This window comes from Actinoplanes sp. NPDC051537, assembly GCF_055586105.1.
Genome location: NZ_JBVJIU010000003.1, coordinates 336,315 through 363,007 on the forward strand (window position 1 = coordinate 336,315; position 26,693 = coordinate 363,007).

General features: G+C 70.7%; 25 protein-coding genes. 16 read left to right on the forward strand and 9 right to left on the reverse strand.

What is annotated here, in order from left to right:
- Positions 1-245: 245 nt before the first annotated feature.
- Positions 246-1,739: a glucose-6-phosphate dehydrogenase gene (zwf, locus tag ACZ6TB_RS08420; RefSeq protein WP_465552041.1), complete on the reverse strand. Its 1,494-nt coding sequence runs from the start codon at positions 1,737-1,739 to the stop codon at positions 246-248.
- Between the two features lie 151 nt (positions 1,740-1,890).
- Between zwf and ACZ6TB_RS08425 the strand changes: the two genes are divergently transcribed.
- On the forward strand, positions 1,891-2,829 hold the full coding sequence (locus ACZ6TB_RS08425) for an exopolyphosphatase (protein ID WP_465552043.1): 939 nt from the start codon (positions 1,891-1,893) through the stop codon (positions 2,827-2,829).
- A 159-nt stretch (positions 2,830-2,988) separates the two neighbouring features.
- On the opposite strand, the gene ACZ6TB_RS08430 is transcribed toward ACZ6TB_RS08425, so the two are convergent.
- Positions 2,989-3,864 (reverse strand): DUF1775 domain-containing protein, encoded by an 876-nt coding sequence (locus ACZ6TB_RS08430; RefSeq protein ID WP_465552045.1) that lies wholly within the window; start codon positions 3,862-3,864, stop codon positions 2,989-2,991.
- 16 nt (positions 3,865-3,880) lie between these two features.
- Here ACZ6TB_RS08430 and ACZ6TB_RS08435 point away from each other — a divergent pair, with 16 nt between their 5' ends.
- From ACZ6TB_RS08435 to ACZ6TB_RS08455, 5 genes are all read left to right on the forward strand, one after another.
- The gene (locus tag ACZ6TB_RS08435; RefSeq protein ID WP_465552047.1) at positions 3,881-4,153 is read left to right on the forward strand and encodes an RNA-binding S4 domain-containing protein; all 273 of its coding nucleotides are present in this window, start codon (positions 3,881-3,883) and stop codon (positions 4,151-4,153) included.
- Between the two features lie 136 nt (positions 4,154-4,289).
- Positions 4,290-5,660, forward strand: a complete 1,371-nt coding sequence (locus ACZ6TB_RS08440; RefSeq protein ID WP_465552049.1) for an ABC transporter substrate-binding protein — start codon at positions 4,290-4,292, stop codon at positions 5,658-5,660.
- Positions 5,660-6,616 (forward strand): carbohydrate ABC transporter permease, encoded by a 957-nt coding sequence (locus ACZ6TB_RS08445; protein WP_465552051.1) that lies wholly within the window; start codon positions 5,660-5,662, stop codon positions 6,614-6,616. The genes ACZ6TB_RS08440 and ACZ6TB_RS08445 overlap by 1 nt, the downstream gene beginning before the upstream one ends.
- The gene (locus tag ACZ6TB_RS08450; RefSeq protein WP_465552053.1) at positions 6,613-7,464 is read left to right on the forward strand and encodes a carbohydrate ABC transporter permease; all 852 of its coding nucleotides are present in this window, start codon (positions 6,613-6,615) and stop codon (positions 7,462-7,464) included. Before ACZ6TB_RS08445 ends, ACZ6TB_RS08450 begins: the two co-directional genes overlap by 4 nt.
- Before the next feature lie 121 nt (positions 7,465-7,585).
- Positions 7,586-8,461: a hypothetical protein gene (locus tag ACZ6TB_RS08455; protein WP_465552055.1), complete on the forward strand. Its 876-nt coding sequence runs from the start codon at positions 7,586-7,588 to the stop codon at positions 8,459-8,461.
- Positions 8,462-8,617: 156 nt separating this feature from the next.
- Here ACZ6TB_RS08455 and ACZ6TB_RS08460 read toward each other — a convergent pair whose 3' ends face one another.
- Together ACZ6TB_RS08460 and ACZ6TB_RS08465 are read right to left on the reverse strand one after the other, a co-directional pair.
- Positions 8,618-10,132: a serine/threonine-protein kinase gene (locus ACZ6TB_RS08460; RefSeq protein ID WP_465552057.1), complete on the reverse strand. Its 1,515-nt coding sequence runs from the start codon at positions 10,130-10,132 to the stop codon at positions 8,618-8,620.
- Positions 10,133-10,183: 51 nt separating this feature from the next.
- Positions 10,184-10,330, reverse strand: a complete 147-nt coding sequence (locus ACZ6TB_RS08465; protein WP_465552059.1) for a hypothetical protein — start codon at positions 10,328-10,330, stop codon at positions 10,184-10,186.
- Here ACZ6TB_RS08465 and ACZ6TB_RS08470 point away from each other — a divergent pair.
- Positions 10,329-11,540 carry a GDSL-type esterase/lipase family protein gene (locus ACZ6TB_RS08470; protein WP_465552061.1) on the forward strand — a complete coding sequence of 404 codons (1,212 nt, stop codon included), beginning with the start codon at positions 10,329-10,331 and terminating at the stop codon, positions 11,538-11,540. The two genes, ACZ6TB_RS08465 and ACZ6TB_RS08470, sit on opposite strands and share 2 nt — an antisense overlap.
- A gap of 93 nt (positions 11,541-11,633) precedes the next feature.
- Here ACZ6TB_RS08470 and ACZ6TB_RS08475 read toward each other — a convergent pair whose 3' ends face one another.
- Positions 11,634-12,002 (reverse strand): FKBP-type peptidyl-prolyl cis-trans isomerase, encoded by a 369-nt coding sequence (locus ACZ6TB_RS08475; protein WP_465552063.1) that lies wholly within the window; start codon positions 12,000-12,002, stop codon positions 11,634-11,636.
- Between the two features lie 128 nt (positions 12,003-12,130).
- On the opposite strand from ACZ6TB_RS08475, the gene ACZ6TB_RS08480 reads away from it, so the two are divergent.
- The 6 genes from ACZ6TB_RS08480 (at position 12,131) to ACZ6TB_RS08505 (ending at position 16,311) form a co-directional block, all read left to right on the forward strand.
- Positions 12,131-13,033: a lytic polysaccharide monooxygenase gene (locus ACZ6TB_RS08480; RefSeq protein WP_465552065.1), complete on the forward strand. Its 903-nt coding sequence runs from the start codon at positions 12,131-12,133 to the stop codon at positions 13,031-13,033.
- An 87-nt stretch (positions 13,034-13,120) separates the two neighbouring features.
- Positions 13,121-13,396, forward strand: a complete 276-nt coding sequence (locus ACZ6TB_RS08485) for a hypothetical protein (protein WP_465552067.1) — start codon at positions 13,121-13,123, stop codon at positions 13,394-13,396.
- Entirely contained in the window at positions 13,396-14,787 is a 1,392-nt protein-coding gene (locus ACZ6TB_RS08490; RefSeq protein ID WP_465552069.1) for a DUF4331 domain-containing protein, read from the forward strand. The genes ACZ6TB_RS08485 and ACZ6TB_RS08490 overlap by 1 nt, the downstream gene beginning before the upstream one ends.
- Positions 14,788-14,828: 41 nt before the next feature.
- The gene (locus ACZ6TB_RS08495; protein ID WP_465552071.1) at positions 14,829-15,116 is read left to right on the forward strand and encodes a phospholipase; all 288 of its coding nucleotides are present in this window, start codon (positions 14,829-14,831) and stop codon (positions 15,114-15,116) included.
- A gap of 21 nt (positions 15,117-15,137) precedes the next feature.
- Positions 15,138-16,127, forward strand: coding sequence for an AraC family transcriptional regulator (locus ACZ6TB_RS08500; protein WP_465552073.1), 990 nt, complete (start codon positions 15,138-15,140; stop codon positions 16,125-16,127).
- 37 nt (positions 16,128-16,164) lie between these two features.
- Positions 16,165-16,311: a helix-turn-helix domain-containing protein gene (locus ACZ6TB_RS08505; RefSeq protein ID WP_465552529.1), complete on the forward strand. Its 147-nt coding sequence runs from the start codon at positions 16,165-16,167 to the stop codon at positions 16,309-16,311.
- Between the two features lie 1,367 nt (positions 16,312-17,678).
- Here ACZ6TB_RS08505 and glgC read toward each other — a convergent pair.
- A complete protein-coding gene (gene glgC, locus ACZ6TB_RS08510; RefSeq protein ID WP_465552075.1) occupies positions 17,679-18,911 on the reverse strand; it encodes a glucose-1-phosphate adenylyltransferase in 1,233 nt (410 codons plus the stop codon).
- 125 nt (positions 18,912-19,036) lie between these two features.
- Here glgC and glgA point away from each other — a divergent pair, with 125 nt between their 5' ends.
- On the forward strand, positions 19,037-20,227 hold the full coding sequence (gene glgA, locus ACZ6TB_RS08515) for a glycogen synthase (RefSeq protein WP_465552077.1): 1,191 nt from the start codon (positions 19,037-19,039) through the stop codon (positions 20,225-20,227).
- On the opposite strand, the gene ACZ6TB_RS08520 is transcribed toward glgA, so the two are convergent.
- Positions 20,209-21,090, reverse strand: coding sequence for an NAD(P)/FAD-dependent oxidoreductase (locus ACZ6TB_RS08520; protein WP_465552079.1), 882 nt, complete (start codon positions 21,088-21,090; stop codon positions 20,209-20,211). The genes glgA and ACZ6TB_RS08520 overlap by 19 nt on opposite strands.
- A gap of 56 nt (positions 21,091-21,146) precedes the next feature.
- On the opposite strand from ACZ6TB_RS08520, the gene ACZ6TB_RS08525 reads away from it, so the two are divergent.
- On the forward strand, positions 21,147-22,772 hold the full coding sequence (locus tag ACZ6TB_RS08525; RefSeq protein WP_465552081.1) for a glycoside hydrolase family 10-like protein: 1,626 nt from the start codon (positions 21,147-21,149) through the stop codon (positions 22,770-22,772).
- Here the strand turns inward: ACZ6TB_RS08525 and ACZ6TB_RS08530 are convergent.
- Entirely contained in the window at positions 22,762-24,396 is a 1,635-nt protein-coding gene (locus tag ACZ6TB_RS08530) for an ABC-F family ATP-binding cassette domain-containing protein (protein ID WP_465552083.1), read from the reverse strand. The genes ACZ6TB_RS08525 and ACZ6TB_RS08530 overlap by 11 nt on opposite strands.
- An 8-nt stretch (positions 24,397-24,404) precedes the next feature.
- The gene (locus tag ACZ6TB_RS08535) at positions 24,405-25,214 is read right to left on the reverse strand and encodes a PhzF family phenazine biosynthesis protein (protein ID WP_465552085.1); all 810 of its coding nucleotides are present in this window, start codon (positions 25,212-25,214) and stop codon (positions 24,405-24,407) included.
- Positions 25,215-25,305: 91 nt separating this feature from the next.
- Here ACZ6TB_RS08535 and ACZ6TB_RS08540 point away from each other — a divergent pair, with 91 nt between their 5' ends.
- Positions 25,306-26,691 carry a sigma 54-interacting transcriptional regulator gene (locus ACZ6TB_RS08540; RefSeq protein WP_465552531.1) on the forward strand — a complete coding sequence of 462 codons (1,386 nt, stop codon included), beginning with the start codon at positions 25,306-25,308 and terminating at the stop codon, positions 26,689-26,691.
- Positions 26,692-26,693 lie beyond the last annotated feature (2 nt).

Consider the following 26,693-nt stretch of genomic DNA (forward strand, 5'->3'; position numbering starts at 1 on the left):
GAGTACGGGGGCGCGAAAGAGTACGGGGGCGCGCGAAAGAGTACGGCGCGCGAAGGAGTACGGGGGCGCGAGACCGGTGGCGGCGGGCTGGAACGGCCGCCTGCGCTGAGACGTGCCGCTCTGCTTACCCCGGCGCGCCAGGGCCGGTGGACTCGGGTGCGCGTATAGGTGAGCAGAGCAAAGGGCGCCTGGGCGACCCACCCCGGCCGGCGGGAACCGGGCGGGGTGGGGCGACGGAAGCGGGGTCAGATGCTGTTACGCCACTTGCGGCCGGAACGGCCGATCAGGCGATCGGCGTCCGTCGGCCCCCACGAGGCGGCCTCGTACGTCGGTATCGGCGACGGGTCATCGGCCCAGTGCTCGATGATCGGGTCGACGATGCGCCAGCACTGTTCGACCTCGTCGGTTCGGATGAAGAGCGTCGGGTCGCCCAGCAACGCGTCCAGCAGGAGACGCTCGTAGGCCTCCGGGGACTCCTCGGCGAACGTCTGCTCGTACGAGAAATCCATGCTTGCCGTGCGCACCCGGAAGGAGTGGCCGGGCACCTTGGCGCCGAAGCGCAGGGAAATTCCCTCGTTCGGCTGGATGCGCAGGATCAGGGCGTCCGCCTCGAGGCCGGTCAGCTGATCCTGCGGGATCGGCAGGTGCGGCGGCCGCTGGAACTGCAGCGCCACCTCGGTGACGCGGGCCGGCAACCGCTTGCCCGTGCGCACGTAGAACGGCACGCCGGCCCAGCGCCAGTTGTCGACGTTCAACCGCATCGCCGCGTACGTCTCGGTCCGCGACAGCGGGTCGACGCCGACCTCCTCGCGGTAGCCGGCCATCAGGTCCTCGCGGGTGCCGCCCCGGGTGTACTGGCCGCGGACCGCCAGGTCGGCGATGTCGCGGTTGGTGGGCAGCCGGATCGCCTGGAGCAGCTTCACCTTCTCGTTGCGCAGGCCCTCGGCGTCGAACGAGGCCGGCGGCTCCATCAGCGCGAGCGCGAGCACCTGGAGCACGTGGTTCTGCACGATGTCGCGCATCGCGCCGGCGTGCTCGTAGAAGCCGCCGCGGGTGCCGACGCCGAGCGTCTCGGCCACCGTGATCTGCACGTGGTCGACCCAGGAGCGGTCCCAGATCGGCTGGAAGATGGAGTTCGCGAAGCGCAGGGCCAGGACGTTCTGCACGGTGTCCTTGCCCAGGTAGTGGTCGATCCGGAAGACCTGGGGCTCGTCGAACGCGGCGTGCACGATGCCGTCCAGCTCGCGGGCGCTCGCCAGGTCGCGGCCGTACGGCTTCTCGATGACCAGCCGGGAGAAGGAGCCCTCCCGCGGGTGGTTGAGCCCGGCGCCGGCCAGCCCGTTGATCACCGGCTCGAACGCCTCGGCCGGGGTGGACAGGTAGAACAGGCGGTTCGCGCTGGTGCCGCGGGCCGCGTCGAGCTCGTCCAGCACCTCGCCGAGACGCTTGTACGTCTCGGGGTCGTCGTAGCCGCCCGAAACGTACCTGATTCCGCCCTGGAGCTGCCGTTTGTCGGCCAGGCTGCGGCCGCCCAGCGCGCTGTTCGCGAAGTCGTCGTCGGCCATCGGGGTGCGGGCCACGCCCACGAGCGCGAACTCGCTGGGGAGGCGGTTGTGGCGGGCGAGGCTCTCGACCGCCGGAAGCAGCTTGCGTCTGGTCAGGTCACCCGAGGCGCCGAAGATCACCAGCGTGGCTGGCGGGGCGCTGCGCTCCTGGATGAGCTGGGGAACGTTGTCCATCGTCTGCGAGTCCTCCGACCGTTGTGACCATCCGAGATGACACTACGCAGCACGAGCACCCGCCGTTCAGATCCATCCCTCGATGCGAGCAGGGCCTCACCGACAAAAGTGGCAAACTGGGTAATAACTGTCGGCACGGTGAGGGGGACACGTGAAGTACCGGCTCGTAACCCGGAGCGACTTCGACGGCCTGGTGTGCGCGGTGCTGCTCAAGCATCTCGACATGATCGACGAGATCAAGTTCGTGCACCCCAAGGACGTGCAGGACGGCGAGGTCGAGGTCACCGAGAACGACATCCTGACCAATTTGCCGTACGCGCCCGGCGCGTACATGGTCTTCGACCACCACCACTCCGAGACCCTCCGCAACGAGGGCAACCTGACCAATCACGTGATCGACGCCGACGCGCCGAGCGCCGCGCGCGTGATCTACGAGCACTTCGGGGCCAAGGCGCGCTTCCCGAACGTCTCGGACGACCTCATGCGCGCCGTCGACCAGGCCGACTCGGCCATGTACTCGCTCGACGACATCCTGCACCCCGAGGGCTGGACGCTGCTGAACTTCCTGATGGACAGCCGCACCGGCCTGGGCCGCTTCCGCGACTTCCGGATCTCCAACTACCAGCTGATGATGCAGCTCATCGACGCCTGCCTGGAGATCCAGAACGTGGACGAGATCCTCCGCCTGCCGGACGTGGCCGAGCGCTCCGACCTGTTCCGCTCCCAGTACGACCTGTTCGTCGAGCAGCTGAAGCGGGTCAGCCACACCGACGGCGACGTCGTCGTGGTCGACCTGCGCGAGGAGGAGGTCATCCACGCCGGCAACCGGTTCATGGTGTACGCGCTGTTCCCCGAGTCGCGGGTGTCGATGCACGTGATCTGGGGCCGGCAGAAGCTGAACACCGTCTTCGCCTGCGGCAAGTCGATCCTCGACCGGACGTCCCCGGTCGACGTCGGCGAGGTGATGCTGCGCTACGGCGGCGGCGGGCACATCGCGGCCGGCACCTGCCAGGTGCCCCACGACGAGTCGGACCGGGTCGAGCGGGAGATCGTCGACGCGCTGCGGTCACCCCGAACAGTTTCGGTCTGAGGATTCCCGGGACGCGCGACGGGGCAGGAGAGTCGAACTCTCCTGCCCCGTCGTCCGCGGATCGCGGGCCATGCCCAATTGGCCCCATCCGCCGGTCGTGTTCCGCGCCCCACGCGCATCATCACGACACCGTCCCGCGTCCACCAGCGCGGGAGTCCTCTATCCCTTGAAACTCCACTTGCTGTGGCCGGCCGAGACCGGCTGCTTGTCGTCCGAAGCGGCGGCTTCCGAAGAGGTGGTGACCTCCGAAGACGCGGCGGCAACCGCCTGGATCTCGTCCTCGTCGTCGGGCTCGTCGTCCTCCTCGGCCCGGTGCCGCCCGCGCAGGAAGTAGATCGCGCCGGCCAGCAGCGCGAGGGCCGCGACCACCCAGCCGCCGATCGACCAGACGGACGGGCCCCGGGTGGCGTCGGAGACCGCCTTCGCGAAGGCCGCGTTCTCGGCGTCGGAACCCGAACCCGCGCCGGTCGCGCTCGTGTCACCGGTCGTGCCGCCGTGGTCGTGACCGGTCGCGACCTGGCCCGGCGCGCCCGGCGTCAGGGTCAGCGGGACGGGCGGCATCGACGGGCCGGGGCGGCCATCGGCGTACGTGCTGGAGATCGTGAACTGCATCGAGCTGAGCGTGGGCAGCGGACCGATCGCCACCGCGAGATCGGCCGAGGCGCCGGGCTGCAGCTGGTGACCGCCGACCGCGAGCCACGTGATCGAGGACGTCGCCTGCGTGGCCGGGGTGCCGCCGTGGATCGTGGGCAGCGGCGAGGCCAGGGTCTTCATCTCGATCTTCGGCGCCCAGTCGTCCACCGAGAGTGGGTAGACCTCGGCGACCGGCGTGTCGGCCGGCAGCCTCAGCGTGACGGTCGCCAGCGGCGCGGTGCCGGTGTTGGTGACGTGGAAGGTCAGGTTCTCACCGCTGCCCTGCACGGCGCTCGTGGGGGAGACCGTGGCGTCGGCGAAGGCCGGGGCGGCGACGAGCATGCCGATCACGACTGCGGCGGCGGGTACGCCCGCACGGCGGGCCAGGTGGAAGTGCCTCACGAGGGGTAGTTCGTATGTGGCCGCGGAATGGTTCAAGCCCGCCGACATCTTTTTCGATGCCGGTTGCGATGATGGCCGGATGCGCGACGTGCCGATCGATGGAGACATGATCAGACTCGGACAGTTTCTCAAACTGGCCGACCTCATCGACACCGGGGGCGAGGGCAAGGTCCTGATCGCCTCGGGCGACGTGACGGTCAACGGCGAGGTCGACATCCGGCGCGGACGGCAGCTCCACCCCGGCGACGTGGTCGAGGTTCTCGGGAAACGAGCCCGCGTCGTGTCGTAATAGGACGTTCGGCCAGGGGGTTGACGTCCGTTTATGCAACCAGGCGTGACGAAAGGTTGACATTCCGTCGATCTCAGGCATCTACTGAGCTTCGTTGTGTTACCGGCGTCACATTCTGCCTCGACGGGGAGGCCCCATGTCCCGCGCGCACATCCGCTCCGCTCTCGCCGTCTCGATGACCGTCGCGCTCGCCGCCGCTCTGACCGGATGCGCGGGATGGGGCGGCGGACCGGGCGGGGGCGGGCCGGACACGATCAACGTCCTCATGGTCAACAACCCGCAGATGATCGACCTCCAGCGGCTGACCGAGGCGAACTTCACCAAGACCACGGGCATCCACGTGAACTTCACCGTGCTGCCCGAGAACGACGTCCGCGACAAGATCAGCCAGGAGTTCTCGAGCCAGGCCGGCCAGTACGACGTGGCGTCGCTGAGCAACTTCGAGATCCCGATCTACGCGAAGTCGAAATGGATCGCGCCGCTCGACGGCTACACCAAGGCCGACACCCAGTTCGACCAGGCCGACATCCTCCCGTCGATGACCCAGTCGCTGACCGCGGACGACGGCAAGCTCTACGGCGAGCCGTTCTACGGGGAGTCGTCGTTCCTGATGTACCGCAAGGACGTCCTCCAGCAGGCCGGCCTCACCATGCCCGACAACCCGACGTGGCAGCAGGTCGCCGACCTCGCCGCCCAGGTCGACGGCAAGCAGCCCGGCATGCGCGGCATCTGCCTGCGCGGCCAGCCCGGCTGGGGTCAGATCTTCGCGCCGCTCACCACCGTGGTGAACACCTTCGGCGGCACCTGGTTCGAGAAGGACTGGACGCCCAAGGTGGACTCGCCCGAGTTCACCGCCGCCACCAAGTTCTACGTCGACCTCGTGCGCGCGCACGGGGAGAACGGCGCCCCGCAGGCCGGCTTCACCGAGTGCCTCAACAACATGGTCCAGGGCAACACCGCGATGTGGTACGACGCGACCAGCGCCGCGGGTTCGCTGGAGGCCGACAAATCGCCGGTCAAGGGCAAGATCGGGTACGTCGCGGCGCCGGTCGACAAGACGAAGAGCTCGGGCTGGCTGTACGCGTGGTCGTGGAGCATCCAGCAGGCCAGCGAGAAGAAGGACAACGCCTGGAAGTTCATCTCGTGGGCGTCCAGCAAGCAGTACGAGGAACTGGTCGGCCAGCAGGTCGGCTGGTCCAGCGTCCCGGCCGGCAAGCGCGCTTCCACGTACAAGAACCAGCAGTATCTCGGCGTCGCCTCCGCGTTCGCCCAGCCGACCGAGGCCGCCATCTCCAGCGCCGACCCGCGCAACCCCGGCGTGCAGCCGCGGCCCGCGATCGGCATCCAGTTCATCGACATCCCCGAGTTCACCGACCTCGGCACCCAGGTGTCGCAGTACGTGAGCTCGGCCATCGCCGGCCAGATGAGCGTCGACGAGGCGCTGAGCCGCGGGCAACGGCTCGCCCAGGATGTCGCCGAGCGCTACCAGTCCCGGCAGGAGGGGTGATGACTTCCGTCGCCGAACAGACCAGCACACAGGCCGAGCCGAAGCCGCCGCAGTCGCGGTCGGCCCGCAGCATCGGCTGGGCCCGCCGCGCGCCGCTGCTGCCCGCGCTGGTCTTCATGATCATCGTCACCCAGCTGCCGTTCGTGGCCACCCTGGTCATCTCGTTCATGGACTGGAACGCCTACTACCCGGACGAGGTCGGCTTCGCCGGCTTCGACAACTTCAAGCGGGTCTTCACCGACGTCAACATGCGCGACGCGGTCTGGACGACGATCCTGCTGACCGCCGGCGTGGTGCTGATCAGCCTGGTGCTCGGCCTCGTCATCGCGCTGCTGCTGGACCGCAAGTTCCGGGGCCGGGGCGCGGTGCGGACCATGATGATCGCGCCGTTCCTGGTGGTGCCGGTCGCGGCCGCGCTGATCTGGAAGCACGCCCTCTACAACCCCGAGTACGGCCTGTTCAACGGCGCGATCACGTGGGTGTGGAACCTGTTCGGCTCGGACCACCCGCCGCAGCCGGACTGGATCAGCAACATGCCGCTGTGGGCGGTCATCTTCGCGCTGGTCTGGCAGTGGACGCCGTTCATGATGCTGATCCTGCTGGCCGGCCTGCAGGGGCGGCCGCTGGACGTGGTCGAGGCGGCCCGGATCGACGGCGCGAGCAGCTGGCAGATCTTCCGCAGCATGACGCTGCCCCACCTGCGGCAGTACCTGGAGCTCGGCGCGCTGCTCGGCTCGATCTACATCGTGCAGAACTTCGACGCCGTCTTCACGATCACCTCCGGCGGGCTGGGCACGGCCAACCTCCCGTACACCATCTATCAGATCTTCTACCAGGCCCACGACTACGGACGTGCCTCGGCGGCCGCCGTCGTGGTGGTCCTCGGCACGATCATCATCGCGACGTTCGCGCTGCGTACCGTCTCGTCGCTCTTCAAGCAGGAGGCGAACCGATGACCGCTGTGGTGGCTCCGACCGTCCCCAGGAAGAAGGACCGCGGCGGGCCGTGGCTCTCCCTGCTGGCGTGGGTGGTCGGGATCCTGTTCGTGCTGCCGGTGCTGTGGATGGTGCTGACCTCCTTCCACTCCGAGGCGGACGCGGCCACCAACCCGCCCTCGGTCTTCGCGCCGCTCACCCTCGACGGCTACCGCGAGTTCTTCTCGGGCGGGGCGTCACCGTGGCCGCCGCTGCTGAACTCGCTGACCGCGAGCGTGCTCTCCACCGCGCTGGTCCTGCTGCTGTGCTTCCCCGCGGCGTACGCGCTCAGCATCCGCCCGGTGAAGAAGTGGACCGACGTGCTGTTCTTCTTCCTCTCCACCAAGATGTTGCCGATCGTCGCCGGTCTCCTGCCGCTGTACCTGTTCGCCCAGCAGGCCGGGCTGCTCGACAACATCTGGCTGCTGATCATCTTCTACACGTCGATGAACCTGCCCATCGCGGTGTGGATGATGCGCTCGTTCCTCTCCGAGGTGCCGGTCGAGATGCTCGAGGCCGCCCAGATGGACGGCGCCAACCTCAGCAAGACGCTGCGCTCGGTGATCGCTCCGGTGGTCATGCCCGGCATCGCCGCCACCGCACTGATCTGCTTCATCTTCAGCTGGAACGAGCTGCTGTTCGCCCGGGTCCTGACCGCGACCGTGGCCGAGACCGCCCCCGTGTTCCTGACCAGCTTCGTGACCAGCCAGGGCCTGTTCCTCGCCCAGCTCTGCGCGGCCGCGTTCGTGGTGTCGCTGCCGGTGCTGGTGGCCGGCTTCGCGGCCCAGGACAAGCTGGTCCAGGGCCTGTCGCTCGGTTCGGTGAAATAGCTTTCCGCCCCGCCCCCGAAGAGGGTGGCCGGCCCCGATGCCCGGGGCCGGCCACCACCTTTCCGCCTAATTGTTCCGGCACACCCGGAACCTTCGGGCACCCCGGCTCGTCGAACTGGTCATGACTCGTCTCCGCGGCACCATCCTCACCGCCGCCGTTCCCCTGCTCCTGATCACCGCTTGCGCGCAGAACGCCGGCACCCCGGCGGGCGCGGCGGGCTCGCGCGTGCCCGAGAGCGCCGAGGTCTCCCCGGCGGCCGACGATCTCGTGCTGCGCGTCGAGTCCTTCGGCGGGTTCGTGCCCGCCGAGCAGAACGTCGGGCGGATCCCCGCGATCAGCATCTACGGCGACGGCCGGCTGATCTCCCAGGGCCCGACCATCGCGATCTATCCGGGTCCCGCGTTGCCCAACATCCAGGTACAGATGATCACGCCGGAAGAGGCGCGGGATCTCGTACGCCAGGGGCAGCAGGCCGGCGTCCGCAACGGCACCGACTTCGGGAGCCCCAACATCGCCGACGCCCCGCAGACCCGGGTGACCGCCGGCGACCAGTCGGTGAACGTCATGGCGCTGAGCGAGGCCCCCGCCAACGACACGAAGCTGACCCCCGCCCAGCACGACGCCCGCACCAAGCTCTCCGCGTTCGTGAAGCAGCTGCAGTCCCTGCCGTCGGCCTCCGGGGTCGCCAAGCCGGTCGCCTACCAGCCGACGGTGCTGGCCGCCCTGGCTCGCAAGTACGTGCCGCCGCAGGCCTCCGAACCGGCCGGCTCGCGGAAGGCGTGGCCCGGCCCCGCCCTCCCCGGCGACATGCTGAACGCGAACATCGGCATCGGCTGCGTCGAGATTACCGGCGCCGACCTGCCCACGGTCATGACCGCCGCGAAGGACGCGAAGGCCAACACCCCGTGGACCAGTGGCGGCGCCGACTACACGGTCAAGTTCCGCCCGCTGCTCCCGGAGGAGAAGGGCTGCGCCGCGCTGAAGGGCACGAAGTGACGCCGATCGGAGACGACCCGTTCGAGCCCGGCGAGTACACGAGGTTCGAGGCGGGGCCCGGGGGAGAGGGAAGCGGGCCGGAGCGGCCGGAGACCGTTCCGGCCCGTCCGGCCTGCCGCCCCCAGCCCCTGCCCCGCCGAGGCGGCCCGCCCCGCCTCAGGTGATGTCGGCGGACGGTTCGCCGCCCGCGCAGGTGACCGTCATGGTGACCGCGTCGCTGCCGTGGCTGAAGGTGACCGCCGGCGCCGGGCCGGGGCCGGGGTCGACCGTGTCGACGCGGTAGGAGCGGGCGGCCGTCCAGGAGAGGATGCGCGCCGTCGCCGGCGCCGGGCAGGTCGCGACGATCGTGCCGCCCGGTGAGGTGAGCGTGCGCTCGGCCGGCGCGGGGGCCGGGGCGGGCGTGGTGGGTGGCGTGGTGTCCGGCGCCGCCGTGGCCGTCGTCGCCGTCGCCGTCGTCGGTCTCCCGGCCGGTGCTCCCGGTGCTGTCGCCGGCGGTGTCCCGCCCGGTGGGATGACCGCGGCGCCGGTCGCGGTGGCGCCCGGCAATGCCGGGTCGATGGCCGCCGTCGTTCCCCGGATGACCGCGGTCTCACGGCCGTCGCCGGTGGGCGGGACCACTGCCGTCGCCGTCGGGGCCGCGGCGCCCGGGCGGGCCGGGCGGTCCCGGGTCGCCAGCCACCCGGCGGTGGTGGCGCCGGCGACCACGATCAGGGCCGCGGCCAGCACGAACGCGGTCCGGGCGCGACGGCGCGGCGGGCGGATGACCATGGACGGCTCGGCCGGGACCGCGTGGCCCTCGCCGGCGGCCGGGGGCGCGTCCTCGACGATCTCGAGGCCGGCCGCGTGCGCGAGCAGCCGGGTCATCTCGCGGGCGCCGGGCCGGGCCGACGGGTCCTTGCGCAGGCAGCGCAGGCACAGGTCGAGCACGTGGCCGGGCACCGCGGCGCGGGGCGTCGGCGGGGGCGGCTCGGCCCGCAGATGGTTGGCCAGCACCTGCTCCGGCGGCTCGCCCTCCCACGGGGTGTGCCCGGCGAGCAGCCGGTAGAGGAGCATGCCGAGGGCGTACACATCGGAGGCCGGCGTGACCGGCTCGCCGCGCAACCGTTCGGGAGCGATGTAGGTGGGCGTGCCGAGCACCGTCCCGTCCGGCGCCATCGCCTCCGCCGCGGCCGCCGCGGCCGCGATGCCGAAGTCGACGACCTTGGCCCCGGACGGCGCCAGCATGACGTTGGCCGGCTTGATGTCGCGATGCACGAGCCCGGCGGCATGGGCCGCGGCCAGCGCCGCCGCCACCTCGGCGCCGACCCGCAGCGCGAACCGCGGCGGCACCTCGCCCGCCCGCAGCCGTTGCAGCAGCGTCGGTCCCTCGACGAACTCGAACACCACGTACGGCACCGGCTCGCCCGCGACGAGACACTCGCCGTAGTCGTGCACCTGAGCCACGTTCGGATGCGACAGCGACGCCGCCGCGCGTGCCTCGTTCCGGATGAGCGCCAGCGACTCCGCGTCCCGCGCGTGCGGCGCCAGCATCTTCACCGCGACCGTGCGCGCCAGCACGATGTCCCACGACCGCCAGACGATCGCCATCCCGCCCGTGCCGGCCGGCTCGAGCAGCCGATACCGGCCGCCGAGCGTGAGCCCGGGCCGCGCGGCGCCGACGTCGCTGTCCATTCCCGGCACTATGCCGCGATCGATGGCTCTCCGCATCCGGTGACCGGACGATTACGCGGCGGCGAGCCGTGCGCCGACCTCGTCGAGGGCGGCGCGATCCGCCGGGTCGAGGGCGTCCACGGCGCGGCTTGCCACGTATGCGGTCAGCGGCCGGTCGGCCTTGTGCGATCGAAGCGGTTCGACGACGATCGATGGCATGCCCAAGACATTGACAACTGTTTATCTGCGGGCGGCGGTGGCCCTGGTGGTCGCCGCGGCCGGACTGGCGCTACCGGGGGCCGCGGCGGCCGGGGGGAAGTGGGCCGGCGCCTGGTCCACCAGCCCGCAGCGGGAGAGCAGCCCCGACTTCGCGTTCGACGGCAAGACGCTGCGGCTGCTGGTGCATCCCACGGTCGGCGGGTCGTCGCTGCGGCTGCGGCTCTCCAACGGCTTCGGGGACGCGGACGTGACGTTCGGGGCGGTCTCGGTCGGTCGGGCGGCCGCCGCCGGGAGCGCGGAGCTCGTGGCCGGCACCTCGCGGCCGGTGCGGTTCCACGGCCGTCGCACGGTGACGGTGGACAAGGGCGGGGCGGTCTACAGCGACCCCATCCCGCTCGGCCTGGCTGCCGGGCAGGATCTCGCGGTCGACGTGTACGTCACGAGCGGGGCGAGCGGCGGCGCGGTGACCGGGCACGACGCCGCGCAGGGGACGCAGTTCGTGGCGGCCGGCAACCAGGCGGGCGGGGCGGCCGGAGCGTTCACCGGCTACGTGAACTCGTGGTTCTGGCTCGACGGCGTCGACGTGCAGCGCACGACCGCGCGGGGGAGCATCGTCGCGCTCGGGGACTCGATCACCGACGGGGCCTACACCACCTGGAACGGCAACGACCGCTGGACCGACGTGCTGGCGGCGCGGCTCGGCGGACGCTACGGGGTGCTCAACCAGGGCATCGGCGGCAACCAGGTGCTCACCGACCGGACCGACTGCTGCGGCGCGGGGACCAGCGTCTCCGGCCTCGAGCGCGAGGAGGCCGACGTCCGCGAGCAGACCGGCGCGCGCTACCTGATCCTCGCCGACGGGATCAACGACATCGGCTACAACGCCACCGCGCCCGACCTGATCGCGGGCCTGAAGACCATCGCGGTGCGGGCCGGGCGATCCGGCATCCGGGTGATCGGAGCGACCATCACGCCGTACGGGTGTGACGCCGGCTGCTTCACGACCGAGCAGGAGGCGGTGCGCCAGGAGGTCAACCAGTGGGTCCGCACCACGCCGGTGTTCGACGGGGTGGCGGACTTCGACGCCGCGATCCGGGATCCGCAGCTGCCGAGCCAGGTGCTTCCCGCGTACCAGGCCGACCACCTGCACCCGAACATCGCCGGCCAGCGGGCGATGGCCGAGTCGATCGACCTGACGCTGTTCCGCTGAGGCGGGCCGGGGCCGGCCGCGCGCGTATTTGTGAGCAGAGCGAACTTCGCTCTGCTTACCTATACGCGACGCGCGCGGCCGGCCCCGCCGGGGTCATTGCACGCCGAGCAGGTCCACGACGAAGATCAGCGTCTCGTTCGGCTTGATCACGCCGCCGGCGCCGCGGGCGCCGTAGCCCAGGTGCGGCGGGATGGTCAGCTTGCGCCGGCCGCCGACGCGCATGCCCTGCACGCCCTGGTCCCAGCCGCCGATGACCTCGCCGCCGCCGAGCGCGAACGCGAACGGCTCGCCCCGGTCCCAGGAGGCGTCGAACTGAGCCCCGGTCGAGTACGAGACGCCCACGTAGTGCACGGTCGCGCGCTGGCCGGCCTGGGCCTCCGGACCGTCGCCGACGGTGATGTCCTCGATCACCAGGTCGGCGGGCGGGTCGCCCTGGATCGGGCCGATCTCGGGCTTGTCCATTTTTCTCCTCCGGTTGGTCGGAACCCCGCCATGCAATCACACCGGCCGCAAAGGTGAACGTCTGACCACGGATCTGCGTATCTCTCCCCGCGGAGCCCGCTCTGGCCCCGCCGCGAAGGGAGACCGAGATGATCCGCCGACTGGGCGCCGCCACCGCCGCGGGGCTGCTGCCACTGCTGCTCGCCGCCGCGCCCGCCTTCGCGCACGGGGCGACGACCACGCCGATCAGTCGCACGGCGGCCTGCGCGGCCGGCGGCGGAACGGCGACCGGGACGGCGGCGTGCAAGGCGGCCCGGACGGCCAACGGCGGGCCGTTCGGCACGTTCGACAACCTGCGGGTGGCCAACGTCAACGGCGACGACCGGAAGTTCGTGCCGGACGGGAAGCTGTGCTCGGGCGGCGTCGACGACTTCAAGGGACTCGACCTGGCCCGCGACGACTTCCCGTCGACGACGGTGACCGGGGGCAAGTCGCTGGCGGTGAAGTACCGGGCGACCCTGCCGCACGAGGGCAGCTTCCGGTTCTACCTGACCAAGCAGGGCTTCGACCCGAAGAAGAAGCTGACCTGGGGCGACCTCGGCGGGAAGCTGGCCGAGATCAAGGACCCGCCGCTGACCGACGGCGCCTACCAGATGAGCGTGAAGCTTCCGTCCGACCGGACCGGGCGGCAGATCCTCTACACCGTCTGGCAGACGTCGAGCACGGCCGACACGTACTACTCCTGCTCCGATCTGGTTTTCAAGGCGAAGGCGGCGACGACGACCTCGGCGGCGGTGGTCGCGACCAAGAAGGCGACCCCGTCGAAGAAGCCGGCCGCGAGCGCGCCCGCGGCGAAACCGGCCGAAACGCCGGAGGAGACGGAACCGGCCGCGACGACGGCGCCCGCGACCCAGGCGATCACTCCGGTCGGTGAGCAAAGCCAGGTCACGCTGGGTCATGGCCTGGTCGCCGGAGCCCTCGTTGTCGGTGGCGGCTTCCTCGCGTACGCGCTGATCGCCGGTTTTCTCCGGAGGCGTCGCGAAAACCGTTGAACCGCAACGGTTCGACCTTCGTACTGATGGGCGTCGACGCTGTTAGCCCGTCCCAGTCCTTCCGAAAGAAATGACGAAAGGCCGAGCATGAGTCGTGTTCGTTACGGCAGCAGGGGGATCAACCGCCTGTCACGCCGCCGGGTACTCGCCATCGCCGCTACCGCCGGTGTCGGCGCGTCCGTCGCCGGTGTCGCCGGTCTCAGCCTCGCCGGCGAGACCCCGGCCAAGGACGACGGCCAGCCGCTGGTGATCTCGTTGCGCGACGCCTCGAAGGGCACGTTCGACATCTTCTCGGGCGGATCGAAAGCGACGATCACCGACAGGAAGCTCGCCGCTCGCCTGCTCAAGGCGGTGAAGCGCTGATGTCCTCACACCGCGAGGCCCCGGAGATCAGCAAGGACCCGGTGGCGGACTCCTCCGACCTGTACGCGTTCGTCAGCCCGGATGATCCGGAGACCGTGACGATCATCGCGAATTACGTCCCGCTCCAGCTCCCGGCGAGCGGCCCGAACTTCTTCGAGTTCGGCGACGACGTCCTGTACGAGATCCACATCGACTCGAACGGCGACGCCCGTCCCGACCTGACGTACCAGTTCCGGTTCCGCACCGAGCTGCGCAACGACAAGACGTTCCTGTACAACACCGGCCAGATCAAGTCGCTCGACGACGCGAACTGGAACCGGCGGCAGTTCTACTCGGTCACCAAGGTCGACGCGCACGGCAAGAGCACCGTACTGGCGCAGAAGTTGCCCTGCCCGCCGTGCAACGTGGGCAAGCTGTCGATCCCGGACTACGAGAAGCTCGCCTCGGACGCGGTCAAGAAGCTCAAGACCGGCGAGAAGGTGTTCGCCGGCCAGCGCGCCGACGCGTTCTTCGTCGACCTCGGCTCGATCTTCGACCTCGGCACGCTGCGCCCCTTCCAGGACAAGCACCTGGTCGGCAAGACGCTGTTCAATTACGCCGGCAAGGCGGTCAACGCCACCGACAAGCTGAACGTGCACTCGATCGCGATCCAGGTGCCGCTGAGCGAGGTGCGCCGGGACGGCAAGAAGAAGGTCCGCGGACGCGACCCGGGCGCCGTGATCGGCATCTGGACGTCGGCCTCGCGCCGCCAGGTGCAGGTGCGCCAGGGCGACAAGAAGAACGCGGACGTCGAGGTCGGGCCCCAGGTGCAGGTCTCCCGGCTCGGCAACCCGCTGTTCAACGAGGTCATCGTGCCGATGGCGCAGAAGGACAAGTGGAACGCGCTGTCGCCGGCCGAGGACAAGCGCTTCTCCCAGTTCGTCGAGAAGCCCGAGCTCGCGTCCCTGCTTCCGGTGCTCTACCCGGGCCTGTTCGACAACCTCGACAAGCTCAACAAGGCCGGTACGGCGCGGGCCGACCTCGTGGCGATCCTGCTGACCGGCATCCCGGACGGGCTGATCGACAACTTCCAGAACGCGACCGGTGACACCAAGGCCGACATGCTGCGGCTCAACACCGCGGTCCCGCCGACCAAGGAGCCGAAGGCGTTCGGCCTGCTCGCCGGCGACCTGGCCGGCTTCCCGAACGGCCGCCGCATCGAGGACGACGTGGTGTCGATCTCGATCCGGGCCATCGCCGGCGTCACGTTCGCGCTGGTCGACGAGACGTTCAAGCCGGACGCCGCGGCCGGGCTGGTCGAGCAGGGGCTGTCCATCAAGAACGTCAGCTCCGGGCTGCTCAAGAAGTTCCCGTTCCTGGGCACGCCGTTCGACGGGTTCGACAACCCGTGACCCATCACCACTCGCTGATGCCGTCCGGCCAAGGGACGGTCATGCTCAACATCGGTGCCGGCATCGGGGCCCTGGTCATCCACACCCCGGGCCGGCTGCACGGGCACGAGATCGAGGTCAGCCCGATCGGCGACGCGACACTGCGGACACACGCGGCGGTGCGCGCCCGCTATGTCCGGGGTGGCGCGTCGTTCGCGGTGGTCATCGACAACCTGCCGGAGGGTCGCTACACGGTCTGGCGCGACCCGATCAACCCGCTCGGCGAGGTCGACGTGCCGGGCGGCGGGGTCGGGGAGTTCACCTGGCCGCAGGAGGCCGCCGCGGCCTGACCGAGGTCTATGGTTGAGGCCATGGCCACGCTCCCGGGGGACTCCCCGGTTCACGTCGCTCTGCGAACGAGCGACGTGGACGAGGCCCGGGCGTTCTGCCGGAAGCTGTATTACGGCCCGCTCCAGGTGACTCCCGTCGGGGACGCGAGCACGTTCTGTTTCAGCGGCGACGTGGTCATGCTCGGCCCGATCACGGTCGGCGAGATCAGCTACGGCGTCGACGTGCACCTGACGATCGCCGACCTGGAGACGTCCTATCACGTGCTCGCGCCGCTGACCGGCACGCTGCGCTCGCGGCACCGGGGCGCCGTGGTGATCGCCGACCCGACCCGGGCCGCGGTCTTCCGGCCGGTCGGCGACATCGACCTCGACTGGCCGGCCGACTGCCGGCTGCTCAGTGTGAAGGTGGAGCGGGCCGCGCTCGAGCGGGAGCTGGACGCGGCCCTCGACCAGCAGATCGTCTCGCCGCTGCTGCTGGGCGAGAGCTTCGACACGGCCGAGGGCCCGGGACGCACCTGGGCGGCGCTGGTCCGGCTGCTGCACTCCGAGCTCTGCGCCGAGGACGGGCTAGCCACCCAGCCCCGGATGGCGGCCCGCTGGCGCGACATGGTGGTCAGCGGGCTGGCGCTGACGGTCGAGCACCCGTACGGCGACGAGCCCGCCGGTCTCCAGGGGCCACGTCGTCCCCGTACGGTCAAACGCACGCTCGACGCCATGCATGCCGAACCGTCCCGTCAGTTCACCGCGTCCGACCTGGCGGCGATAGCCGGCGTCGGCGTCCGCGTGCTCCAGGAGTCCTTCCGCCAGCACGTGGGCATCTCCCCGCTGGCCTACCTGCGCCGGCTGCGCCTGGACGGGGTGCACCACGAGCTGTCCCGCTCCGACCCCTGGCAGGTGAACGTGTCCGAGGTCGCCTACCGCTGGGGCTTCACCCACCTGGGCCGTTTCGCCGGCGCCTACCGGGCACGTTTCGGCGTCCCGCCGTCCCAGACTCTGCGCGACCGCCGCTGACTGGGATCGCCCCCACGCATTCTCCCCGGCCGGGGAGCTGGCCGCCACAGGCCGCACGAACGCCGAGATCGCGGCCGAGCTGTCCCTGAGCCCGCGCAAGGTCGAGTGGCAGTTGCGCAAGATCTTCACCAAGCTCGGCATCTCCACCCGCCGCGACCTCCCGGCGAGTCTGGCCGACCGCTAGGGTCCGGAGCACTTTGCTCTGCTTACCTATACGCGCATCGTGCATATCGATTCACCGCCGCACCTCGTCAGCGCCGCGCCGTGGAGACGTGCAGCTCTGCTTACCTTGGCGTGCCTTTCCAGCCTTGGCGTCCCTCTCCGGCGACGTGAGCTTCTGGAGAGCGCGCAGGAATTGTGGCGCTACTGACTCTTGTGTGGGTCAGTTCTAAGGTCGGTGCAGCATTTCGTTGGCCTTTTCGGGCCTTGAGGTGCGCCGTTGAATTGGCATGATCGAACAGTTGTCGGGCGGTGGTGGAAAGCGGGACAATGGTGCATGCGGCAGATCTCATTGTTCCCTCGGGGTGAATTGGCCGCGATGCGTGACCGCACGAGATCTCGCACTTGGTCGCCGCGGGCGCTGCGGTTCCGGCGCGAACATGAGCGGCATCGGCAGTGGGGTCTGGACCGCCGGCACGCCGCACGTCTGGGCCGGGTGGGTCCGCGGGTCGTGGTCGATGATCGTGAGAGGCTGGCTGCTTCGCCGCCGCGCGAGACGTCCACAGCACCAGCACCAGCACCAGCACCAGCACCAGCACCAGCACCAGCACCAGCACCGGTGCCGGCTGCTTCGCCGCGGAGTGCGGGGGCGCCCGCCGCGTCGGTAGCGACAGCACCCAGGGCGCCGGCTGCGACAGCACCCAGGGCGTCGGCCGCGGCGGCGGCTGCGGCGGCACCCGCGGCGGCGGCAGCACCCACGGCGCACGACCGGACGGTCGCAGCGGCAATGGGAAGCCAACGCGACCCCGCCGGCGCAATGCCCGAGCCGACGGCGACGACATTGGTGTGGGTATCGGCGGACCCTCCCGCGGCCACCGGGTCACCTCCCGACCCGCCGTCGGCCCGCATATTTCCGCCTTTCTCGGCCACGTTATCGCGCCGCAACGACGGCCCTGGCGAAATCCGGCTTGAGGACCGCCCGAGAAAGCGCCCACGCGAAAACAAGACCATTCTGCATCGCCGGCCGAGGCGCATGACGATATTTGATCGAATGCTCATTTCGACCGTCGCCGACCGAGCGCGCCCACGCATCGATCACAAGAGCCGGAATTGTCGTAGGCGGGTGGTCGAATCGCCGCCCACCCGCAAGGGCGTGGGAGGCGGCGGGCGGAGACGGCGAGGCGGCGGGCCGGGCCGGGGAGGCGGCGGGCCGGGCGGGAGCGCGGCGACGCGGGCAGCGGGGAGGGCGCGGCGGCGTGACAAAAGGGCAGCGGGGCGGGCGGGGCGGCGTGACAAGAGGGCAGCGTGACAAAAGGGCAGCGCGACAAAAGGGCAGCGCGAAAAGGCCGCCCCGCACGAGGCGGGACGGCCCTTTCGGCGGCGACGAATGGGTCAGAGCTCGACCCGCTGGCCCTTGCCGATCACGACGATGCCGTTGTCCGAGACGGTGTAGAGCTTGCGGTCCCGGTCCAGGTCGACGCCGATCTGGGCGCCCTCCGGGATGGCCACGTTCTTGTCGATTATGGCGTTTCGGACGATCGAGCGGCGGCCCACCGAGACGCCCTCCATCAGCACCGAGCCCTCGACGTGGGCCCACGAGTTGACGCGCACGTTCGGGGAGATGACCGAACGCTCCACCAGCGAGCCGGAGACCACCACGCCGGGGGAGATCATCGATTCGATCGCCCGGCCCTGGCGGTCGTCGTAGCCGTGCACGAACTTTGCCGGCGGCCACGAGCCGTAGTTGGTGAAGATCGGCCAGTCGTGGTTGTACAGGTTGAAGATCGGCAGCGTCGCGATGAGGTCCATGTGGGCCTCGTAGAACGAGTCGAGCGTTCCCACGTCGCGCCAGTAGCCGCGGTCGCGGTCGGTCGAGCCCGGAATCTCGTTGTCGCGGAAGTCGTAGACGTTGGCCTCGCCCCGCTCCACCAGCATCGGGATGATGTTGCCGCCCATGTCGTGCTTGCTGTCGGGGTTCTGCGCGTCCTTCGTCACCGCCTCCATCAGCGCCCGCGCCGTGAAGACGTAGTTGCCCATCGAGGCGTACACCTCGTCGGGCGCGTCGGGCAGCCCGACCGCGTCCTTCGGCTTCTCGCGGAACGCGCGGATCTTGCGGCCGTCCGCATCCACGTCAATCACGCCGAACTGGTCGGCCAGCGAAATCGGCTGGCGGATGCCGGCCACCGTGACCGCGGCGCCCGAGGCGATGTGCTGGTCGACCATCTGCTTCGGGTCCATGCGGTAGATGTGGTCGGCGCCGAACACGATGACGTAGTCGGGCGACTCGTCGTTGATCAGGTTGAGGCTCTGGTAGATCGCGTCGGCCGAGCCGGCGAACCACCGCGGACCGAGCCGCTGCTGGGCCGGGACCGGGGTCACGTAGTTCCCCAGCAGCGTGGACATCCGCCACGTCTTCGTGATGTGCCGGTCGAGCGAGTGCGACTTGTACTGGGTCAGGACGACGATCTTGAGGAAGCCGCCGTTCGCCAGGTTGGACAGGACGAAATCGATCATCCGGTAGATGCCGCCGAACGGCACACCGGGCTTTGCCCGGTCGGCGGTCAGGGGCATCAGGCGCTTACCTTCACCACCGGCCAGAACGATCGCAAGCACCTTGACAGCCATGGAAGGACGCTAACTTTCCGCCAGCCCGAGCGCCAGCCGAACAGGTGGGCAAACCGAGGAACAACAGGCTACCTGATCTTGACAGCCGCCGCGCCGGATCGGGCGGGAGGCACTAGGCTGCGGGGGTGACGCGCGTGGATCTGATCACCAGGGAGTACCCGCCCGAGGTTTACGGCGGCGCCGGCGTGCACCTGGAGTACCTGTCGCGAGATTTGCGCAATCTGGCCGACGTACGCGTGCATTGTTTCGGCGCTCCGCGCACGGAGCCCGGGGTGACCGCCTACCCGGAGCCCGCCGAGCTCAAGGATGCGAACGCCGCGCTGCGCACGATGGGCGTCGACCTCGAGATCGCGGCCGGCTGCGCGGGCACCGACATCGTGCACAGCCACACCTGGTACGCGAACTTCGCCGGCCACACGGCCAAGCTGCTGCACGGCGTCCCGCACGTGGTCACCACGCACAGCCTCGAGCCGCTGCGCCCGTGGAAGGCCGAGCAGCTCGGCGGCGGCTACGCCCTGTCCAGCTTCTGCGAGCGGGTCGCGATCGAGAACGCCGACGCCGTCATCGCGGTCTCCGGCGGCATGAAACGGGACGTGCTCACCGCGTACCCCTCGGTCGATCCCGACAAGATCCAGGTGGTCTACAACGGGATCGACACCGAGCAGTACCGGCCCGACCACGGCACCGACGTGATCGAGCGCCTCGGCATCGACCTCAACCGGCCCAGCGTCGTCTTCGTCGGCCGGATCACCCGGCAGAAGGGCCTGCCCTACCTGATGCGGGCCTGCACCGGCCTGCCGCCCGAGACGCAGATCATCCTGCTCGCCGGCGCGCCCGACACCAAGGAGATCGCGGCCGAGGTCGAGGCCCTCGCGGTCGAGCTGCGCGCGGCCCGCGACGAGCACGGCGTGATCTGGGTGCAGGAGATGCTGCCCAAGACCGAGGTCATCCAGATCCTCACGCACGCGACCGTCTTCGTCTGCCCGTCGATCTACGAGCCGATGGGCATCGTCAACCTCGAGGCGATGGCCTGCGAGACCGCGGTGGTGGCGACGGCGACCGGCGGCATCCCCGAGGTGGTGGCGGACGGCGAGACCGGCATCCTGGTGCCGATCGAGCAGGTCACGGACGGGTCCGGCACGCCGGTGAACCCGGAGAAGTTCGTCGCCGACTTCGCCGCCGCGATGACCAAGCTGATCAAGGACCCGCAGCGGGCGGCGGCGATGGGCCTGGCCGGCCGGCGGCGCGCGGTCGACCATTTCAGCTGGTCACGCATCGCCGAGGACACGATGGCGGTCTACCGGACGGTGCTCTGAGCGGAGACGATGGCCCGGGCCGCGGCACGCCCGCTGAGCCAGGCCGTCTGCACCCGCGGCTTCCCGAAGGCGTCCCCGCACAGATAGACGTTCCCGTGCCGCGCGAACAATCCGTGACCGGCCCGGGGCGAGGCGTGCGGCCAATGACGGACGGTCACCGTGGGCTCGTCGGCGATCTCCAGCAGCTCGCCCACCGCCTTCGCCATGATCGGGCCGGGATCGGTCGCAGTCTCGGCGAACGCACCGGTCGAGTGGGCGACGAGCACGGGGGCACGGTCTCCGCGGCGGGCGCCATCATCACACACCGTGGCGAGCACCGGGTGGTCGTTGACAAACGCGCCGTCAAAATCGTTCCAAGCCCTTTGCCCGTACGTCAAAATCGCCGTCACCACCGGAGACCAGGACTGCGACCGCGCCGCCGGGAGGTCCACGATGCGCAGCGCTTCCGGCCCCGGCATCGCCAGCACGACGGCATCCACCCCGCCGGGAATGTCGGAAATATCGGAAACCTCCGAACCGAGCGATATCTCCAGCTCGCGGGCCAGGTCGTGGGCCAGCGAGCGCAGCCCGCCCGGCGCCGCCCAGCGAAGAACGGCCGGACCCTGCTGATGGAGAAGCGTGTCCGTCCACGGCCGGGCCAGCCCGTCGATCCGCCACGTCTGCAGCCGCCCGAGGAAGGCCGGGTCGTCGGCCGTCAGATAGGCGGCCCCGGTGTCCACCCACCGGTCGTTCAGCCACTCGCTCGCGAGCCGCCCTCCCACCTGATGGGAACGCTCCACGATCCGCGCCGGAATCCCGGCATCCACCAGCTCACGGGCACACGCCAGGCCGGCGATCCCGGCTCCCACGACGACGACGGTCACACCATCGGACTCTACGGGTGTCACGTCCCGTTCGAGGGCGAGGCAGACTGTTGGGCATGCTCCGCCGCCGTCCCCCCGTCCGGCTCGTCCTCGTCCTCGCCGCATTGCTGTTCGTGCTCGCGATCCTCGGCCTCGGTCTCGTCCGGGCCGCGATCTACCGCCCGCCGGCCGTCTCCGGCGACGCCGCGCCGGTCGAGGCGACGCAAGGTCCGGCCAGCTCGGGGCGGTGCGCGGGGGTGCCGGCCACGGCGACGCGGCAGCTGCGCGGCATGTGGCTCACCACGGTGGCGAACATCGACTTCCCGAGCCGGCCCGGCCTGTCCGAGGCCGCGGTGAAGGCGGAGTACCTGCGGTGGCTCGACCTGGCCGTCGCCCAGCACCACAACGCGATCTTCGTGCACGTGCGGCCCAGCGGCGACGCGTTCTGGCCGTCCGACTACGCGCCCTGGTCGGAGTGGATCACCGGGCGGCGGGACGGCCGGTCGCCGGGCTGGGACCCGATGGCGTTCATGGTGAGCGAGGCCCACGCGCGCAATCTCGAGTTCCACGCCTGGTTCAACCCGTACCGCGGAACCCAGCCCGCCCCCGAGGGGCCCGGCGCCGATTTCGCGAAGCTGGCCCCCAACCATCCGCTGCTCAAGCACCGCGACTGGGCGATCGCCTACCCGAAGGGGTCGGCCGGCCGGCTCTACTTCGACCCGGGCAACCCCGCGGCCCGCAAGTTCGTCGAGGACGCGATGCTCGAGGCGGTCCGGAAGTACGACATCGACGGCGTCCACTTCGACGACTTCTTCTACCCGTACCCGGTCGCCGGGCAGGACTTTCCCGACAACGCCAGCTTCGCCAAATACGGGGCGGGCCAGTCCCGGGCGAACTGGCGGCGCGGCAACGTGAACACCCTCGTGCGCGAGATGGACCAGCGGATCAAGCAGGTCAAGCCCTGGGTCAAGTTCGGGATCAGCCCGTTCGGCATCTGGCGCAACAAGTCCACCGACCCGGCCGGCTCCGACTCGCAGGGGCTCGAGGCGTACGACGCGATCTACGCCGACACCCGCAAGTGGGTCAAGGAGGGCTGGCTCGACTACATCGTGCCCCAGCTCTACTGGAACATCGGCTTCGCCAAGGCCGACTACGCCAAGATGCTGCCCTGGTGGGTGTCGCTGGTGAAGGGCACCGGCGTGCAGCTGTGGATCGGGCAGGCCGACTACCGGGTGGGGGAGAAGGGCGCCTGGAGCGACCCGGCCGAGCTCGACCGGCATCTGACCCTGGACGAGAAGGCGGGCGTACCGGGAGAGGTGCATTTCAGCGCCAAGCAGGTGCGGGCCAACCGGCTCGGGTCCGTGACGCTCTACAGCCGGAAGCATTACGCCGCGCCCGCGCTGATGCCGCCGATGAAGCGGCTGCCGGCCAACCCGCCCGGCGCGCCCCGGCTCACCGCGGTCCGCAAGTCGGGCGCCGGCCTGGGCTTCGACACCGCGGCCGGTTCCGGGCCGGCCGCGACGAGCTGGGCGCTCTACCGGGTGAACGGCGCGAGCGCGGCGCTGGTGGCGACCGGGCGCAGCGGCTCGCCGGTGGGCGACCCGGCCCCGGCGAAGGGCGCGGCCGTCTACTGCCTGGCCGGCCTCGACCGTTCCGGCAACCAGGGGTCGATGAGCGCGCCGTTCACCGCGGTCAACCCGTGACCTTGCCGTCGGCCACCTCGAGGTGCCGGGTGGTGGCGACCGCCTCCAGCATCCGGCGGTCGTGGGTGACCAGCAGCAGCGTCCCGGTGTAGCTCGCGAGCGCCGACTCCAGCTGCTCGATAGCGGCCAGGTCGAGATGGTTGGTGGGCTCGTCGAGCACCAGCAGGTTCACCCCGCGCGCCTGCAGCAGGGCGAGGGCGGCCCGGGTGCGCTCGCCGGGCGACAGGGTCGCGGCCGGCCGCAGCACGTGCGCCGCCCGCAGGCCGAACTTCGCCAGCAGCGTCCGCACGTCGGCGTCCGAGAGCTCGGGCACGGCCTGGCCGAACGCCGTCATCAGCGCCTCGTCGCCGAGGAACAGCTCGCGCGCCTGATCCACCTCGCCGACCACGACGCCGGGACCGAGGTGCGCCGTGCCCTCGTCGAGCGGGATCCGGCCGAGGAGCGCGGCGAGCAGCGTCGACTTACCCGAGCCGTTGGCGCCGGTGATCGCCACCCGGTCGGCCCAGTCGATCTGCAGCGTGACCGGCCCGAGCGTTAAGCCGCCGCGGTTCACCACCGCATCGCGCAGGGTGGCCACCACGGCGCCGGCCCGGGGCGCCGCGGCGATCTCCATCCGCAGCTCCCACTCCTTGCGCGGCTCGTCGACCACCTCGAGCCGCTCGATCAGCCGCTCGGTCTGGCGCGCCTTGGCCGCCTGCTTCTCGCTGGTCCGGACGTGGAACGCCTTCGAGTTCTTGTCGTTGTCCGGCGCCTTCTTGCGGGCCGCGCGCACGCCCTTGTCGGCCCAGGCACGCTGCATGCGGGCCCGCTCCAGCAGGTCGTCCTTGCGCTCGGCGTACTCGTCGAACTGCTCGCGCGCGTGCATCCGGGCCCGCTCGCGTTCCTCCAGATAGGAGGCGTACCCGCCGCCGAACAGGTTCACCTTCTGCTGCGGAAGATCAAGTTCCAGGACCTTGGTGACCGTACGGGTGAGGAACTCCCGATCGTGGCTGACCAGCACCGTGCCGGCCCGCAGCCCGCGCACGAAGTCCTCGAGCCGGCGCAGCCCGTCCAGGTCGAGGTCGTTGGTCGGCTCGTCGAGCAGGAAGATGTCGTACCGGCTGAGCAGCAGCGACGCCATCCCGGCCCGGGCCGCCTGCCCGCCGGAGAGCGCCGTCATCGGGTGGTCGAGCGCGACGGTGAGGCCGAGCTCGGCGGCGATCTGCTCGGCGCGCTCCTCGAGGTCGGCGCCGCCGAGGTCGAGCCACTTCTCCAGCGCGGCCGCGTAGACGTCGTCGGCGCCGGGGCGGCCCTCGGCCAGGTCGGTCGCGGCCGCGTCCATGGCGGCCCGGGCCGGTCCCACCCCGGTGCGCCGGGCGAGGAAGTCGCGCACCGTCTCGCCGGCCCGCCGCTCGCGCTCCTGCGGCAGATAGCCGACGTTGGCGGTGGGCGGGCTGAGCGCGACGGTCCCGCTCTCCGCGGGGACGATGCCGGCCAGCGTACGCAGGAGGGTCGTCTTGCCCGCGCCATTCACCCCGACCAGGCCGATCACGTCGCCCGGCGCGACGACGAGGTCGAGCCCCGAGAAGAGAATGCGGTCGCCGTGGCCCGCGGCAAGTTCCCGGCCGATCATCGTCGCGCTCATATCGGCGCCTATTTTATGGGCACCGCGTTCCCGCTCACCCGCACCCCGGCCTCGCCCGGCACCAGCGTGACCGTGAGGCGGCTCGGGCGGCCCAGGTCGTCGCCCTGCCGCAGGTGCAGCACGGCGTCGCCGGGGACGATCGACAACGCGCGCAGGTACCCACCGAGGGCGGCGGCCGCGGCGCCGGTGGCGGGATCCTCGTAGACGCCGCCGACCGGGAAAGGATCCCGTACGTCGAAGGTGTCGTCGGCCGCCCGGTGGATCAGCTGGATGGTGGTCCAGTCCCGGGACTCCATCAGCGCCTTGAGGGCGTCGAAGTCGTAGTCGAGCTCGGCAAGCCGGCGACGGCTCGCCGCGGCCAGGATCGGGTGGTGGGCGCCGGCGTACGCGACCTTGGCCGGCAGCGACTCGTCGAGGTCTTCCGCACGCCATCGCAGCGCCGCCAGCAGCTCGGCCAGGTCGGCCGCCGCGATGTCCGCCACCTCGGGGTCGACGCTGGTCAGCGTGGCCCGCCCGGCGTCGTCGACGGTGACCGGCACCTCGCCGGCGTTGGTGCGGAACAGGTGATCGCCGGGCCCGAGCGCGACGGCGGTGGCGACCGTGGCGTGCCCGCAGAACCGCACCTCGGCGAGCGGGCTGAAGTAGCGCACCCGGCTTCTTTCCCCGCGGGCGGTGATGAAGGCCGTCTCCGAGTAGCCGACCTCGGCCGCGATCGCGAGCATCTCGTCGTCGGACAGGCCGGACGCGTCCAGGACGACGCCGGCCGGGTTGCCGCCCTCGGGGTCGTCGGTGAACGCCGCGTACCGGAGGATCTCCATCGCCAGATCGTATTCCCGCTCCCGGTGCCGTATCGATCACACGGTTCTGTCACCGGGGCGGAGTAGCGTTCGTCGCGTGACTGAACCGCCAATGGATCTTCCGCGCACCCTCGGCGAGCTGCGCGCCTCCGGGCACGAGTTCCGCACAGTCAAAGAGGAGCTGCGCGCCAACCTGCTCGACCGGATGCGGCGCGGTGAGCAGCGCTTCCCCGGCATCGTGGGCTACGACGACACCGTGCTGCCCGAGGTCGAGCGCGCGCTGCTCGCCGGGCACGACATGGTGCTGCTGGGCGAGCGCGGGCAGGGCAAGACCCGGCTCATCCGCGGCCTGATCGGGCTTCTCGACGAGTGGACGCCGTTCATCACCGGCTCCGAGCTGCACGAGCACCCCTATCAGCCGCTCACACCGGCCTCGCGGCGGCTCGCGGCCGAGACCGGCGACCTCCTGCCGATCTCGTGGCTGCACCGATCCGAGAGGTACGGGGAGAAGCTCGCCACGCCCGACACCAGTGTCGGCGACCTGATCGGCGACGTCGACCCGATCAAGGTGGCGGAGGGTCGCGCCCTCGGCGACCCGGAGACGATCCACTTCGGGCTGGTGCCGCGCACCAACCGGGGCATCTTCGCCGTCAACGAGCTGCCCGACCTCGCCGAGCGCATCCAGGTGTCGCTGCTCAACGTGCTCGAGGAGCGCGACATCCAGGTCCGCGGCTACCAGCTGCGGCTCCCGCTCGACCTGCTGCTGGTCGCGTCGGCCAACCCCGAGGACTACACCAACCGCGGCCGCATCATCACGCCGCTGAAGGACCGGTTCGGCGCCGAGATCCGCACCCACTACCCGGTCGACCTGGCGCTGGAGACCGCGCTCGTGCGGCAGGAGGCGTCGCTGGTCGCGGCCGTGCCCGATCACCTGATCGAGGTGCTGGCGCGCTACACGCGCGGGGTGCGCGAGTCGCCGGCGATCGACGCCCGCTCGGGCATCTCGGCCCGGTTCGCGATCGCGGCCGCCGAGACGGTGGCGGCGTCGGCACTGCGGCGGGCCGGCCTGCGCGGCGAGCGCGAGGCGGTGGCCCGCGTCTGCGACACCGCCTCGGTGACCTCCACGCTGCGCGGCAAGGTCGAGTTCGAGAGCGGCGAGGAGGGGCGCGAGACCGAGGTCCTCGCCCACCTGCTGCGGGTGGCGACGGCCGAGACGTTCCGCGACCGGCTGGGCGGGCTCGACCTGTCCGGCTTCACCGACCTGGTCGCCGAGGGCTCGATCATCGAGACCGGCGACCTGGTGTCGGCCGAGGAGCTGCTCGGCCAGATCGGGACGGTGCCGGGGCTGGCCAAGGTCCTCGACCGGCTCGGCCTGGGCGACGCGCCGTCCCCGGGGCAGGCCGCGTCGGGCATCGAGTTCGTCCTCGAGGGGCTGCATCTGACCCGCCGGCTGGCCAAGGAGCTGACCGACGACGGACGCATGCTGTACGGGAGCTGACC